The sequence below is a fragment of the Algibacter mikhailovii genome, assembly GCF_014651495.1.
In the GTDB taxonomy this organism is placed as follows: Bacteria; Bacteroidota; Bacteroidia; order Flavobacteriales; family Flavobacteriaceae; genus Algibacter_E; species Algibacter_E mikhailovii.
Genome location: NZ_BMWZ01000002.1, coordinates 323,589 through 339,653 on the forward strand (window position 1 = coordinate 323,589; position 16,065 = coordinate 339,653).

Consider the following 16,065-nt stretch of genomic DNA (forward strand, 5'->3'; position numbering starts at 1 on the left):
CATGACCTTAGCACCTGTAAAAACCCCTGTTGTTGCAAAAAAAATGTTCCCAAATTACATTTGGGATATTCCAACGCAGGAAAAGGTGATTTACTTAACTTTTGATGACGGCCCAACGCCTGAAATCACGAATTGGACTTTAGATCTTTTAAATCAATACCATGCCAAAGCCACCTTTTTTTGCATTGGTGCCAATATTGAAAAGCATCCAGATATTTTCAGGCGAACCATACTTGAGGGGCATGCTATAGGCAACCATACTCAAAACCATATAAAAGGTTGGAAAAACAACACGAAAGATTACTTAAAAAATATTGCTGAAGCTAAAACGGTTATAGAGCACCAAAGGTTAAATCTGGGAGCTATTAAGTTTTTCAGACCACCATATGGTCAAATCACACCAAAACAAGGCAGACATCTTATCGCCTTAGATTATAAAATAATCATGTGGGATATTTTATCTTTTGATTGGGACCATTCCGTAGATAAAGAAACTTGTTTAAAAAATATTTTAGCAAAAACTACTCAGGGGAGTATTGTGGTGTTTCATGACAGTGTCAAAGCATCTAAAAACATGCAATACGCATTACCAAGAATGTTAGATTATTTTAATGACAAAGGCTTTCGTTTTGAATCTTTACAAGATGCTATTTAATTGAACTCGTAACTTAACTTGCTACCTTTATTCAATTAAATGTATTCTTGAATTATGCCAATGAGAGCGTTAGCATCTTGCTCACCACTTTGGCGCCATTTCATTTCACCGCCTTTGTAGATAATAAGTGTTGGAAGTGTTTTTACCCGAAGAGCCTCAGCCAATTCTTGATTTTTTTCAACATCAATTTTTATCACCTTTGCCTTATCGCCTAGGGCAGCAGCCACATCCCTTAAGATTAAATGCATCTGCTCTGATTGATCATTCCATTCCGTATAGAAATCTAGCAAAACTGGAATTTCAACATCTATAAGTTCCCCAAATTTTGACATACTTTATTGTTTATTAGTCAAGTACACGTATACAAACCTACGTTTTTTTTTGAAATAATAATTTACATTTAGGTTCTATCTGTATTTAAGTCATGTATTTCTCTAAAATAAGCATTTTCTTCTTAATGGCAAGTTATAATATTAATTATGCTAGGGGCTTACCTTTCTTGAGTTCAATTACGGTTATTTCTGGCCATATCCCTACACGACCTGGAAAAGCTAAATAACCAAACCCCCTATTCACATTAATATACTGCCCCATCTCTTTATATATACCAGCCCAATACTTATAACGCCATTTTACAGGACTCCATTTAAACCATCCCGGAATTTCAATACCAAATTGCATCCCATGTGTATGCCCACTTAAGGTTAAATGATAATGATAATCATCATTAATGATTTCTCTTTCCCAATGGGAAGGGTCATGACTCATTAATATTTTAAAATCATTTTCATGCACATTTCGAGCGGCTTTTTTTAAGTCGCCTGCCTTTTTAAAACCTCCAGCGCCCCAATTTTCAACACCAACTAAGGCAATGCGTTCGCCGTTCTTTTCAAGAAATTTGCTTTCATTCAACAATAAATTAAATCCAATTTCTTTTTGAAGGTTTTTTAAATCCTCTAAGTTTTGATGTTTAGCCTCATCTGATTCCCATTTCACGTAATCGCCATAATCATGATTCCCTAGAACAGAATACAAACCATCTTTAGCCTTTAATTTGTTAAACACCTCTTTGTAAGGCACCAACTCTTCAGCCTTATTATTTACAATATCTCCTGTAAATAATATAACATCACTTTTTTGTTCATTAATCAAGTCTACGGCATACTTGACCTTATCCAGATTATCAAAACTCCCCGAATGAATATCACTAATTTGGGTGAGTTTATAACCATCAAAAGCGTCCGGTAAATCCTCAAAATTAAGGGTGTATTTTAATACTTTATAATTATACTTTCCTTTATAAATACCATAAATAATAGATGCAAGAGGAATAGCAGCAATACCTAGGGCCATCTTACTAATAAAAGCACGTCGGGATGCAAAATAATTACCCTGAGCAGCATTACCCTCTGTAAAATATCTGTAAATGGCTTGCGGAACTCTAAATACATCTTCGGCAAACATAAATCCTAATACGATCATCTTGGGCACTAAAAGCGCTATAAAAAACCCAAAAGCATAGGCATGAACATGTGAAAACCCATTGCTTCTATCAAAACCGTAATAGTTAAAAATAAAATTGAAGATAACCAGTAAGGTGATTAACCAATAAACCATTTGTAGCCAATTGTTCTTTACAACAGTTTTAAATGCTTGAAAGGCATAAAAATCAATAACCAAAAAGACCACAATAAAAATAATCCAACGTAGCATATTTCTTTTTTACTCAAATATAGGCGTATTCTATTCCATAATCTGTTCACTTATTTTTATTTAACTAATTGTTAAGAATTCAAGCCATCCATTTTTAAAATCCAGCTATGTATTGACTGTTTTAAACGATTAACTTTTTGTAGCTTTGGTTTCTATCAAAACAATCAACATGTCAGATCAAAAACGCCTTTTTTTAGTAGATGCTTATGCTTTGATTTTTCGAGGCTATTATGCTTTTATTAAAAATCCTAGAATTAATTCAAAAGGGGAAGATACCTCAGCCATCATGGGCTTTATGAATTCTTTATTAGATGTTATTAAACGTGAACGTCCAGATCATTTGGCCGTATGTTTTGATAAAGGCGGTAGTGCTGATCGTGTAGAAATGTATGAAGCTTATAAGGCTAATAGAGATGAAACACCTGAGGGCATTAAAACCGCTGTACCTTATATTTATGAGATTTTAAAAGCCATGCACATTCCTATTATGGTAAAAGAAGGATATGAAGCAGATGATGTTATAGGAACCCTTTCTAAACAGGCTGAAAAAGCAGGTTATAAAACCTTTATGGTTACGCCTGATAAAGATTTTGCACAGCTAGTTTCAGAAAATATTTTCATGTACCGCCCTGTTTTTGGTGGAGGCTATGAAACTTGGGGTATTCCTGAAGTTCAGAAAAAATTTGAAGTAGAAGACCCTTTACAAGTTATTGATTATCTAGGCATGATGGGAGATGCCAGTGATAATATCCCTGGGTTACCCGGTGTTGGAGACAAAACGGCTAAGAAATTCATAGCACAATTTGGTAGTATGGAAGGGCTGCTTGCCAATACAGACCAGCTAAAAGGAAAAATGAAAGAAAAAGTAGAAGCTAATGGTGAGCTAGGTATACTTTCAAAACAATTAGCTACTATTATGCTTGATGTTCCCGTAGAATTTGACGCCAAGAATTTTGAGTTAGACCAACCCGATATCCCGAAAGTGACGGAGATATTTCAAAAATTAGAATTTAGACGTTTAATAGATAATTTTACAAAAACGTTTTCAGCGGCAGCAACTGCAACTGAAACACCATCAGCAGAAACAACTAAACCAATATCGTCCGCTGAAAAGAATGCACCCAATACTACGCCTACATCGGCAGGTGCTGGACAATTTTCATTATTTGGAGCAGACCCCACTAATGAATCTGAGGCCATTTCAAATGCTGGTAGAAAGACGGCTGCGTCTACTTCTCATTTTTATCAAAGTGTAGCCCCCGGTATGGCAACCAAACTATTTGTTAAGAATTTAATGAATCAATCTACGGTATGTTTTGACACTGAAACTACGGGATTAAATCCATTAACAGCAGAATTAGTTGGCATCGCTTTTTCTTGGGAAGTTGGAAAAGGTTTTTATATGCCATTTCCTGATGACAAAAATGAAGCCCAAGAATTAATTGAATTAATACGCCCCTTTTTTGAAAGCGAAAACATCGAAAAAGTAGGTCAGAATTTAAAATATGACATCAAAGTTTTAGCAAAATATAATATTACGGTTAAAGGTAAATTATTTGACACCATGCTTGCGCATTATTTGATTAATCCAGATATGCGGCACAATATGGACGTCTTGGCAGAAACCTATTTGAACTATACTCCTATTTCTATTACCGAACTGATAGGTAAAAAAGGGAAGAATCAATTATCCATGCGTGAAGTCCCGCTAGAAAAGCAAACTGAATATGCCGTTGAAGATGCAGATATCACATTACAATTAAAAGAACTTTTTAAAAACGAATTAGGCGAAGCTAACACCCAAAAACTATTTGATGATATTGAAATTCCATTATTAAGGGTCTTAGCTGCTATGGAATTGGAAGGTATTAATTTAGATAAGAATTTCTTAAATAAACTGTCTGAAGAATTAAATACGGACATTTTAAATCTTGAAAAAAACATTTACGAAGCTGCCGGTGAAGAGTTTAATATTGCCTCACCAAAACAGCTAGGTCTGGTTTTATTTGAAAAAATGAAATTGGTTGAAAAACCCAAAAAGACCAAAACCGGACAATACAAAACAGGTGAGGACATTTTGAGTTATTTAGCCAAAGACCATGAAATAATTCGAAACATATTAGATTTCAGAGGGTTATCAAAACTTAAAAGCACGTATGTAGATGCCCTTCCGCTCCAAGTTGAAGAAGCTACGGGACGTGTACATACAGATTATATGCAAACTGTTGCAGCCACAGGACGCTTAAGCAGTAATAACCCTAACTTACAAAATATTCCTATTAGAACAGCGCGTGGGCGTCAAGTTAGAAAGGCATTTATCCCTCGTGATGAAAACCACACCTTACTAGCTGCGGATTACTCGCAAATAGAGTTGCGTATTATTGCCGCATTAAGTCAGGAAGAGACCATGATTTCTGCTTTTAAAAATGGCGAAGACATTCATGCTTCTACGGCCTCTAAAGTGTTTAATGTAGCCCTTGAAGACGTCACGCGAGAACAACGTAGTCATGCAAAAACGGTCAATTTTGGAATTATTTACGGTGTTTCAGCATTTGGATTGAGTAATCAAACAGATTTGTCTAGAAGTGAATCTAAAGAATTAATTGACACCTATTACGCCACATATCCTAAACTTCGCGCTTATATGAGTAATCAAGTCGATTTTGCTCGAGATAATGGCTATGTCCAAACCGTTTTAGGCCGTCGCCGTTATTTAAAGGATATTAATTCTAGAAATGCTCTAGTTCGTGGCGCCGCAGAGCGTAATGCAGTCAATGCACCAATACAAGGTAGTGCTGCAGATATTATAAAGATTGCCATGATTAATATTTACAATAAACTTCAAGAAGGACAGTTTAAAACCAAAATGCTCCTACAAGTTCATGATGAATTGGTGTTTGATGTTTACAAGCCTGAGCTCGAAACCATCAAAACTTTAGTTAAAACTGAAATGGAGAATGCCTTTACATTGGATGTTCCATTAGATGTTGAATTGGACACTGGCGATAATTGGCTAGAAGCGCATTAGTTTTTAATCCACTAAAAAAACAATACCTTTGAATTCGTTTAGCACTGTTTTTAAGCGACTCATTATAGTTAGTTCCAATGCCGAAAGTTTCAATAGTTTTATGCTCCTACAATGGTGAACAATATCTTTCTGAACAAATTGAGAGTATATTAGATCAAAGCTATAAGGATTTTGAACTCATTATATGTGATGACCAATCGTCTGACAATTCTTTTAACATTATAAATCATTTTGCGAAGAAAGATGCACGCATAAAAGCACATAGTAATAGTAACAACTTAGGATATGTTAAAAACTTTGAGAAAGGCATTTCCCTTGCAAAAGGGGATTATATAGCGCTTTCTGACCAAGATGATGTTTGGGCTTTGGATAAAATTGAAAAACTACTTGAAAACATCAAAAATCATGTACTCATCTATTGTAATTCTTCTTTTGTAAACTCTGACTTAAAGCCAACAGGAAAAGCAATGTCTAGTAAAAAAGAAATGATTACAACAGATAACCCACTGAACCTTTGCTTATTAAATTGTGTTTCTGGTCATGCCTTATTATTTAAAAAGGAATTAACACCCCATTTACTCCCATTTCCAAAACTAGTACCTCATGATTGGTGGATTGCTTTTATTGCAACCATGCATGGTGGTATTGTTTATTTAGATGAACCTTTGATAAAATATAGGATGCATCAAGATAATGCTCTTGCTTTAAATAAAAACAGAAAATCAGTAGAAAACAAAATAACCAAGAGACAAGTTAGAATTCGTGAATTTTACAACAAGTGTCCTGATAATCATAAAGCTAAAAAAGTCCTATCAGAATTAAATTATAGCTATCAAAACATGGCGTTAGCTAACAAATTCAAAAAAATGAGCATCTTCTTTAAATATCAAGAAGAATTGTTTATTATTAACAAAAAAGAGGGCTTTTCACGAACGCATTATATTATCAGACAATTCAATAAATTATTGTAATTATGAAAATCACGGTGGTTAGTTTAGACAATTGGGGATTCAATAATTACATTGTTGAAGCGCTTAAAGCAAAAGGTATTGAAACAACATCTATTAACTTTGATGACTTTAAATATCAATATCCTACTGTTTTTCACAAGGTTTTAAACTTTTTCTTGAAAAATGTATCAAAACACAACCTAAAAGAAATCCATTTAAAGCACCAACTCAACAAGCGCATTAAAAAACTACCTCAACAGGATAAAATTTTAGTCATTAAGTCAGACTTTCTTAATGAAAGTATATTACGTGAATTAAAGGCCAAAACTAACGAACTCGTAACGTTCTTAAATGATAGCCTTTCCAGGTGCCCAAAAATGAAAAAGAATATTGATCTTTTTGATCAGGTATTTTCATTTGAAAATAAAGATTGTAAGAACTATGGGTTTAAAAAAATCAATAATTTTATTTACACAGAGATAGATTTTTCTACAAATAACTCCGCTAAATATGAAGTTTTTAATATTAGCTCCATAGATAAAAGAAAAAAAAGCGTCGTTCTTTTTTCGAATTATTTCAATTTAAAAAATATTTCCTATAAAATAATTCTTTATAGTACTAAACCAACAGATTATTTCAACAATACGAAAATTGATATAATATATAAGCCGTACACAATTCTTGAAATGTTGGACTATTTGAAACAATGTAAGATTGTGCTTGATTTGCAAAGACCAAAGCAGCAAGGACTTTCTTTTAGAGTTTTTGAATCTCTGGCCTATGGTAAAAAACTCATAACAATAAATAGAGATATTGTGAATTATGATTTTTATAAACCAGAAAACATTCATGTAATAAAAGACATGAATAACATAAGTATTCCTGATTCTTTTTTCAAAACAGAAGCAGTCAAAATAGACAAAAACACCCTAGAAAAATACCATATTTCTGAATGGGTAAATAGCGTTTTTAATCTTAACAATAAACAGTAGAAAAGCATACATTGCCCGTTTTACAGTTCGAGATTATTCTGGAGGTGAATTAGTACTATTAGCTTTTTAAAAATTCTTTTAATTTCTTCCGCAGATATTTATATTTGTTAGGCTAGAATAAAATTCTTTTAAGAAGGTATGAGTGTAAGAACTATTGATAATAAGCAACAATATTTTCATGGCTACGCTACGGCGAATGATAAGAAGTATTACTTCAAAGATCTTCAAAACTTAATTAAGCTAAAAAACACGAATTCGGGCTACCACAAAATCATACTGTTTATCGCCATAAGTGAGGTAAGAAAAATTAGTGCCTCTGATGCAAATTTTGTGAAAATAGTAAAAGAAATCTTTTGCAAGCATCCTGTTATTGAATTACGAGAAATATATTTCAAAAGTAATATTGGTCGAGACTTTAGTTCGTATCACTCCATATACCAAAAAGTCAAAAAAAATGCACATTCTAATGACTACATATTCTTCCAAAACAGAAGTGGATTTGGTCCCTTCCAACCGAAATGGTATTTAAAATTCACCCAACAGTTTGAAAAATTTGATGCCATAGCCATGTGCGGAAGTACTATTAATTTTTCAGGCTTACCAAATGAAGACTCAGTTCATATTCAAACCTATGCATTGTTGACTAAAGTTTTTCACATGGATATGATTGAAACTGACTTTCCAGGTAAAAATGAAACCGACAGAAAGGGTGTTATCGTTAATGGAGAAATTGGACTAAGTCAATTTTTTATAAAAAATGATTATTTCATTACCTGCATGGAGTGGCCTGATCATAAAATATCAAATCAAACTACCCCCATAGAAGAGGTAGATATTAAGCGTAAGGTTAAAAAAAAACACGCCTTTTATCATAGGTTATATTTTAAAAAAAATATGGTCTTTGGAATAAACCAAATCACCATTGGCATATCTTTATGGGGGGCCTTTTTATTTCAAAATTTGAAACGAAAACAAGCGTCCTAAATCAGTTATTTATTATTGGTCTTTTGGGTTTATTGAACACCTAATTACCGACGTTTTTTCTTGCTCCTAAACTTCGCTTTATTTTTACGTTTGTTGAAAGGTATAGCATCATCAAAAGTATGCTTTGCTTCACCACTAGGTTTGTTTTTACGCCACTTCTCCGTTTTTTCGGGAAGTAAGACTTTTAATAAATCCTGACGTCCTAATTTATTCAAGGTGTTTTTAATCCAGGCCTTATTTTCATCTTTATACCAGAAGAAAAACCGGTGTTGTTCATCTTTTTCTTTTCTGGTAATAGGGGTATTTACCTTTTTAAGCGTGTACGGATGGTACCCACTATAATAAATTACCGTGGCTACGGTCATAGGTGTTGGTGTAAACCCTTGCACCTGTTCCAACTGGAAGCCCATATCCTTTGTTTCGGCAGCAAGATTAGCCATATCTTCTACTTCACAAGCCGGATGATTGGAAATAAAATATGGAATGAGCTGGAGTTTCAACCCTTTCTTGATATTAATCTTATCAAAACGCTCTTTAAACTTATGAAAATAACTAAATGATGGTTTACGCATCAACTTTAAAACAGGATCACTCGTATGTTCTGGCGCTACCTTAAGTCGGCCTGAAACATGCTTAGTCATCACTTCTTCAGTATAATCGTCAAGTTCTTTGGGGTCTGCGTTTTTATTAAATTCAGGAACCAACATATCATGACGAATGCCACTTCCAATAAATGATTTCTTAACTTTTGGATGACTATCAACCGCTTGATACAAATCTGTTAATGGCTTATGTGAAGTATCTAGATTACTACAAATAACAGGTGAAATACAAGAAGGGGCGACACACTTATCGCAGATAGATTGCACCTTACCTTTCATCTTATACATGTTAGCACTTGGTCCACCAATATCTGATAAATACCCCTTAAAATCGGGCATATTAGCCACAGTATCTACCTCACGCAATACCGATTCCTGACTACGAGATGCAATAAACTTGCCTTGATGCGCAGAAATAGTACAGAAACTACAACCACCAAAGCATCCACGATGAATGTTTATTGAAAATTTAATCATTTCATAGGCTGGTATAGGCCCGCGCTTATTATATTTAGGATGAGGCATTCTCGTGTAAGGCAACTCAAAAGAAGCATCAATTTCATCCTCTGTCATGGTAGGATAAGGTGGGTTAATCATCAAAGTCTTTTCACCTACTTTCTGAAAAATGCGTCGTGCCGCTAACTTATTACTCTCCTGTTCTATGGTTTTAAAGTTAGACGCATAGGCCTTCTTATCCTTTAAACATCTTTCATGCGAAACAATTTCCACATCTTCCCAATTGCTGTTTTTAGGAATTTTAGCCTCCTTAGACACCATTACAGCTGTTTGCTTTACAGTAGTAATGCTTGAGAATGGCACACCTTTTTGCAATAAGCGCACTACTTCACGTAAAGGTTGTTCTCCCATACCATATACCAACATATCAGCCTTAGAAGTCTCTAATATAGTAGGCATCAATTGATCACTCCAATAATCATAATGCGTAACCCGTCTTAATGAGGCTTCAATACCACCAATTAAAACTGGTACATCAGGCCACTTCTCTTTTAAAATTTTAGAATAAACAGTTGTGGCATAATCTGGACGGAAACCAATATCCCCATTAGGCGTATAAGCATCTTTATCCCGACGCTTTTTATTGGCATTATAATTACTAATCATGGGGTCCATGCAACCACCTGTTACTCCAAAAAATAATTTGGGTGCACCAAGTTTCACAAAATCTTGAAGATTATCATTCACATTGGGTTGAGGCACAATAGCAACACGCAAGCCATAACTTTCTAAAATCCGGCCAATAACTGCAGGTCCAAACGATGGATGATCCACGTAAGCATCACCACTAAACAAGATAACGTCTAGTTCATCCCAGCCGCGTATTTTCACCTCTTTATTTGTGGTAGGCAACCAATCTGATAACTTTAACTCCTTCATAGCGTTGCAAAAATAGGCAAAAATAGCCGCTTCCTCATTATGGACCCATATTTGGTTTAGGCTTTATAAGTCTCATATGGTTTTTTGATCTAAATAAATTTTGTGAAAATTCAGTATTGCTGAACGCCTTCTTGATGACGATTATCTTTAAAAGATTCATGTTAAACAAAAACTATTTAAAAACGATATTGTCGCATAAACAAAAAAAATCTCACACATTCAATGTGTTTTACATGGTACAATTAAACGTTAAAAAAAATATAACACTTTAAATAGTCTGCATTAAGAAATTATTACTAAACTCATTTTTCGGGTAATTAACTTAAAAGAATTCGCTATTTTTATAAAAGCTATTAATTAAACCATTTAAAAAAAAACGATTCCCCCCCCTTATTTTCTCAATTTACCCGATGTATCACTTTTTACTATTTAAAAAAAGGATACGTTTTTAAAATCAAAATAATAATTTCTTTAGACCGTAAGATTTTAAAGGATCATTATTATATAAAAAAAGTTGATTCAATTAAAAAGTAGTTACTATGAAAAAATTCACAACACTTTATATGCTAGTTCTTTTTAGTATAAGCCTTTTTGCCCAAGACAAGGCACCAACTTCAATTATTATTAAAAACGCGAATATTTTTGATGGCCTTAATGAAAAACTGATTTCAGGTTCTGATGTACTTATAGAAGGAAAACTCATAAAAAAAATAGGTAAAAATCTATCGACCAAAGATGCCACAATTATTGATGCCCAAGGCAAAACACTAATCCCTGGCTTGATTGATGCGCATTGGCACAGTGTATACGCTTACGCACCACCAGAAATATATTACAATGGAGACATTAGCGAGGTAGCTATCTACGCTTTCATTGGGGCTGAAAAAACCTTGATGCGCGGATTTACAACGGTAAGAGATGTAGGCGGTAACCCTTATGCCGTTAAGAAATTTACAGATTCAGGGAAATACCCAGGACCACGTCTATACATTTCAGGCCCTCCTATTAGTCAAACTGCGGGTCACTTTGATTTTCGCGGGAAAAACGATGTGCCAAGAAATAGTAACGACCCTATGACCTACTGGGAAAGAAACTCTTTTTTAATGGTAGCAGACGGTGTAGATGAAGTAATAAAAAGAACGCGTGAGAATTTACGTGCTGGTGCCACACAAATAAAAATTGCAGGTGGTGGCGGTGTCACCTCGATTTATGATGATTTGGATGTACAAGAATACACCTATGAAGAAATGAAAGCTGCCGTAGATGTTGCTGCAACCTGGAACACCTATGTGGCCGCCCATATCTTTACTGATAAAGCTATCCAAACAGCAATTAAGGCTGGAGTGAAATCAATCGAACATGGCTTTTTAGCTAGTGAAGAGACGTTGCAAATGATGAAAGATAATGATGTTTGGCTTAGTCTACAACCGCTATTGAATGACGAAGATGCCATGCAATTTCCAAATGCCTATAGCCAGGAAAAATGGGTAAGAGTTACTTCAGGAACAGAGCGTGTCTATAAAGCAGCAAAAAAAATTGGTGTAAAAATAGCTTTCGGCACCGATGCCTTATATAATCCCGAAGATGCTGCAAAACAAGGCAAGAATTTAAATAAACTTGGCAGGTGGTTCTCCCCCTATGAAGTCTTAAAAATGGCCACGTCAGATAATGCTGAACTCATAAAATTATGTGGCCCGCGTAATCCTTATCGCGATGGCGATTTAGGAGTAATTAAAGAAGGGGCCTACGCTGACATGGTTTTAGTTGATGGGAATCCACTTGAAAACCTTGAATTAGTAGTAGACCCTGACACTAATTTTGTACTCATCATGAAAGATGGAAAAATTTATAAGAATAGCATTAATTAAACTCATTTAACACTAACAATAACAATTATGAAAAACTTAATAACTCTAGGTTTACTAATTCTTTTAAGCATAAAACTCTGTGCACAAGAAAAAGTGCAAATAACCATTATTAAAAACGCGAATATTTTTGATGGCCTTAATGAAAAACTGATTTCAGGTTCTGATGTGCTTGTAGAAGGTAAACTCATAAAAAAAATAGGTAAAAACCTTTCTGCTAAAGATGCCACAATTATTGATGCCGGAGGAAAAACGCTTATCCCTGGTTTAATTGATGCCCACTGGCATACCTATTACTCAAATGCACCGCAAAGTATTTTAGCCACAGGTGATGCCGGTGATGTCGCTATCATAGGATTTATAGGTGCAGAACGTACTTTAATGCGAGGTTTTACCTCTTGTAGGGATGTTGGAGGCAACCCATTTGCCGTTGCAAGAAAAACAGATACAGGAGAATATCCAGGACCGCGTTTGTTTATTTCCGGCCCTCCTATTAGTCAAACTTCAGGTCATTTTGATTTTAGAGGAAAAAATGACGTACCAAGAAATTTAACAGACCCTATGCCATACTGGGAACGTGTAGGTCTTATTATGGTTGCTGATGGTGTAGATGAAGTGATTAGAAGATCTAGAGAGAATCTTAGAATGGGCGCTACGCAGTTAAAAATTTCTGGCGGCGGCGGGGTATCCTCTAGTTATGATGATTTAGATGTACAACAATACACGTTTGAAGAAATGAAGGCAGTAGCTGATGTTGCTAAAACTTGGAATACCTATGTGGCTGCACATATTTTTACAGATGAAGCCGTACAAACAGCTATAAAAGCGGGCATAAAGTCTATTGAACATGGATTTTTAATGAGTGATGAGACACTCCAAATGATGAAGGATAATGATGTATGGTTAAGTCTGCAACCTTTATTAGATGATGAAGATGCTTTACATTTTGATAACCCTTACAGTCAAGAAAAGTTTTCAAAAGTAACTGCAGGTACAGATCATGTTTATAAAAGAGCCAAAGAACTAGGTGTTAAAGTGGCCTTTGGAACCGATGCCCTTTTTGACCCTAAAGCAGCGGAAGCCCAAGGCAAAATGCTAGCAAAATTAAAGCGTTGGTACACCCCTTATGAGGTTTTAAAAATGGCAACCTCAACCAATGCCGAATTATTAATGTTATGTGGACCACGAAACCCGTATCGCGAAGGAGGTATTGGCTCCATTAAGGAAGGGAATTATGCCGATATGATTTTAGTAGATGGTAACCCATTAAAGGATATCGATTTAGTAGCTAATCCAGATGAAAACTTTGTAGTGATTATGAAGGATGGGAAAGTTTATAAAAACACCATTGGTAACTAAATAGTAGATCGTGGAGCGAAGTACTAAATTAGTATTCCTTCGATTTTTTGAAATAAAAAGCCTGTTGCTTTATACTATATAAAACAGATTCTGCATAAATTGATGTCTATAAAAAAAATTTTATACATAGTTGTTTTAGGTTTTTGTCCAATCAACGCTATCAGGGCTCAACAATTTGTGGGAGATAACCAATGGGTCGCACCGCAAGGTGTTGCTACCTTAATTGCATCTGCTGGGCAGAACTATTCACAATTTTATGTCGTTGCTGCATTGATTCAGGAATGGGAATTCAATGCACAATTTGTTTATTATTACGATGATCCCAGAACCAACTCTGAATCGTATTTGAGCCCCTCGTTTTATTTAAAACGACGTTTGTACCAAAATGAATCAGAAACTGCAGGATATGCCATATTAGGTGGGACTGGACTCTTTCCACATCATTTAGACAAAGGAGAAGTTACCAGTGATTTTCAATCTTGGTGGATGATGGCTACAGCTACTTATGCCTTTGCTAATAACAATATTCTTTTGGATATTTTACCTGGAGCTACGGTTAATTTAGACCACAAACAATCAGGAAATACCGCTTGGGGCTTTACCTATAGTTCAAGGTTAGCCGTATATAGTATTATTCCTGAGTCAGCCATTGTTGGCGAAGTATTTGGCACAGCGGGTCAAGCCAATGCCCCTTTCAGTTATCGTGCAGGTGTGCGGTGGGAAAGTCCCAAATGGATTGCAGCCCTTACTTATTCAAGTGCTTTTAGTAGTTCACATGGCGCGGGCTTAGAAATAGGCCTCATGTTTTATACAGACCCTTTATTTGGAAAAAACAGAAATAAGGCGAATCCCATATAAATTATGTGTTAGCATTAATTAAATAAAACTTTAAACCAAAATAAATATGAAAAAAATCAATTTAATCGTAAGTATCGTTGCACTGAGTATGCTATTTATGCAAAGTTGTAAGGAGTCAACAAGTGATTCTCAATCTAAAGCACCAGTAGTTTCAGCAAGTACGGCATTTGATGTGGTGATATTAAATGGCCGTGTGATGGATCCTGAAACTAATTTGGATGCTATAAGAAATGTTGGTATACAAAATGGTAAAATCACACTTATTACCGAAGAAAAAATAACAGGTAAAGAAACCATTGACGCTACCGATCATGTAGTGTCACCAGGTTTTATTGATTTTCACACTCATTCATCAAACATTCCATTTGGTCAAAGACTATTTTTAAGAGATGGCGTGACCACCCCACTAGAATTGGAGATGGGTGCCTATCCATTGGATGCTTACTATGCGAGTTTAGAAGGAAAATCGTACACCAATTACGGAGCTACTGTAGGGGTTGGCGGTATTCGTGAAAAAGTAGTACATCCCGCCTACAATTCAAAATCAGGTTCCCTAGTAAAAGACCTTTTCAATAAGCATGAAGATGCCTTTGCAACCATGGAAGTGGCTACTTTCATGCCCACCAATGAACAGGAAAAACAAATCAAAAGTATGGTTGAAGAAGGCATTAATCAAGGTGCCCTTGGTATTGGGGTTCCTGTAGGTTATATGTCACTAGGCACGAAATCCACCGAACTAATGGCTTGGCAAGATCTTGCCGCAAAATCCGGATTGTCTACCTTTCTACATGGTCGGTTTTCAAGTCAACAACCCCCAACATCTGGGTTATTAGGTTTTCAAGAAATGATTTCAAGTGTAGGTATCTATGGAGGTGGTTTATTAATACATCATATTCACCAACAAACACTTGATGATACTCCAGCAGCTATAGAAATGATTGCTAGAGCACGCGAAAATGGACTAAAGGTTACTGCAGAAGTGTATCCATATTATCAAGGTGCAACAATTGTTTCAGCAGATTACTTGGTTCCTTCAAATTATGGTCCTAATATGGGGCGCGATTATAAAGATATTATTGAAGTGGCGACTATGAAGCCACTAACCAAAGACCGTTATGAAGAACTCGTTAAAACGGACCCAGCAGCTTCAGTAATCTTTGGAGGCATTTCTGAAGAAGGATTAATGAATACAATAGCCAGTCCAAAGGTTATTATAGGTAGTGATGGAATGCCTTTAGTTATTTCTGCTAGTGGGGAAATGGCAATAGATTTTGACATACCTTTTGATGCTGTTCAAGGACACCCTCGTGGCGCAGGAACACATGCTAAGGTTTTACGATTATCACGAGACGAGAACCTAATACCATTAATGCTAGCCATTTCCAAAATGACCTATATGCAGGCAGCATATCTAGTTGAAAATGGTGTTGAATCTATGGCTTCAAAAGGACGAATTCAAGTTGGAGCAGATGCAGATATTACCATTTTTGATCCTAAAACGGTAACAGATAATGCTACCATGTTAAAAGCCGGATTGCCTTCAACAGGTATTCCCTATGTACTGGTAAACGGTACCATCGTGGTAAAAGATTCTAAAGTATTGAAAGGTGTTTATGCGGGAAAACCTGTTAGAAATACAATCAAGGAATAAGTGAATTTATTAT

At 35.4% G+C, this 16,065-nt stretch carries 12 protein-coding genes; 9 read left to right on the plus strand and 3 right to left on the minus strand.

Features of this window, described 5'->3' with window-relative positions:
* Position 1: 1 nt before the first annotated feature.
* Positions 2–655, plus strand: coding sequence for a polysaccharide deacetylase family protein (locus IE051_RS04785; RefSeq protein WP_189359637.1), 654 nt, complete (start codon positions 2–4; stop codon positions 653–655).
* A gap of 35 nt (positions 656–690) precedes the next feature.
* On the opposite strand, the gene IE051_RS04790 is transcribed toward IE051_RS04785, so the two are convergent.
* Together IE051_RS04790 and IE051_RS04795 are read right to left on the minus strand one after the other, a co-directional pair.
* Entirely contained in the window at positions 691–987 is a 297-nt protein-coding gene (locus IE051_RS04790) for a thioredoxin family protein (RefSeq protein ID WP_189359638.1), read from the minus strand.
* A gap of 145 nt (positions 988–1,132) precedes the next feature.
* Positions 1,133–2,368, minus strand: coding sequence for a metallophosphoesterase (locus IE051_RS04795; protein WP_189359639.1), 1,236 nt, complete (start codon positions 2,366–2,368; stop codon positions 1,133–1,135).
* 169 nt (positions 2,369–2,537) lie between these two features.
* Here IE051_RS04795 and polA point away from each other — a divergent pair, with 169 nt between their 5' ends.
* From polA to IE051_RS04815, 4 genes are all read left to right on the plus strand, one after another.
* Complete coding sequence (polA, locus tag IE051_RS04800; protein ID WP_189359640.1) at positions 2,538–5,396, plus strand: DNA polymerase I; 2,859 nt, start codon at positions 2,538–2,540, stop codon at positions 5,394–5,396.
* 77 nt (positions 5,397–5,473) lie between these two features.
* On the plus strand, positions 5,474–6,367 hold the full coding sequence (locus tag IE051_RS04805) for a glycosyltransferase family 2 protein (RefSeq protein ID WP_189359641.1): 894 nt from the start codon (positions 5,474–5,476) through the stop codon (positions 6,365–6,367).
* A 2-nt stretch (positions 6,368–6,369) separates the two neighbouring features.
* Positions 6,370–7,338 (plus strand): WaaS/CpsH family glycosyltransferase, encoded by a 969-nt coding sequence (locus IE051_RS04810; RefSeq protein ID WP_189359642.1) that lies wholly within the window; start codon positions 6,370–6,372, stop codon positions 7,336–7,338.
* Positions 7,339–7,476: 138 nt separating this feature from the next.
* A complete protein-coding gene (locus IE051_RS04815; RefSeq protein WP_189359643.1) occupies positions 7,477–8,322 on the plus strand; it encodes a hypothetical protein in 846 nt (281 codons plus the stop codon).
* Positions 8,323–8,366: 44 nt separating this feature from the next.
* On the opposite strand, the gene IE051_RS04820 is transcribed toward IE051_RS04815, so the two are convergent.
* A complete protein-coding gene (locus tag IE051_RS04820) occupies positions 8,367–10,319 on the minus strand; it encodes a YgiQ family radical SAM protein (RefSeq protein WP_189359644.1) in 1,953 nt (650 codons plus the stop codon).
* A 539-nt stretch (positions 10,320–10,858) separates the two neighbouring features.
* Between IE051_RS04820 and IE051_RS04825 the strand changes: the two genes are divergently transcribed.
* The 4 genes from IE051_RS04825 to IE051_RS04840 all read left to right on the plus strand — a co-directional run bounded on the left by IE051_RS04825 (position 10,859) and on the right by IE051_RS04840 (position 16,052).
* Entirely contained in the window at positions 10,859–12,187 is a 1,329-nt protein-coding gene (locus tag IE051_RS04825) for a metal-dependent hydrolase family protein (protein WP_229796731.1), read from the plus strand.
* A gap of 27 nt (positions 12,188–12,214) precedes the next feature.
* Positions 12,215–13,543 carry a metal-dependent hydrolase family protein gene (locus tag IE051_RS04830; RefSeq protein WP_189359645.1) on the plus strand — a complete coding sequence of 443 codons (1,329 nt, stop codon included), beginning with the start codon at positions 12,215–12,217 and terminating at the stop codon, positions 13,541–13,543.
* 102 nt (positions 13,544–13,645) lie between these two features.
* Positions 13,646–14,401, plus strand: a complete 756-nt coding sequence (locus tag IE051_RS04835) for a hypothetical protein (protein ID WP_189359646.1) — start codon at positions 13,646–13,648, stop codon at positions 14,399–14,401.
* 46 nt (positions 14,402–14,447) lie between these two features.
* Complete coding sequence (locus tag IE051_RS04840; protein WP_189359647.1) at positions 14,448–16,052, plus strand: amidohydrolase family protein; 1,605 nt, start codon at positions 14,448–14,450, stop codon at positions 16,050–16,052.
* Positions 16,053–16,065: the final 13 nt, after the last annotated feature.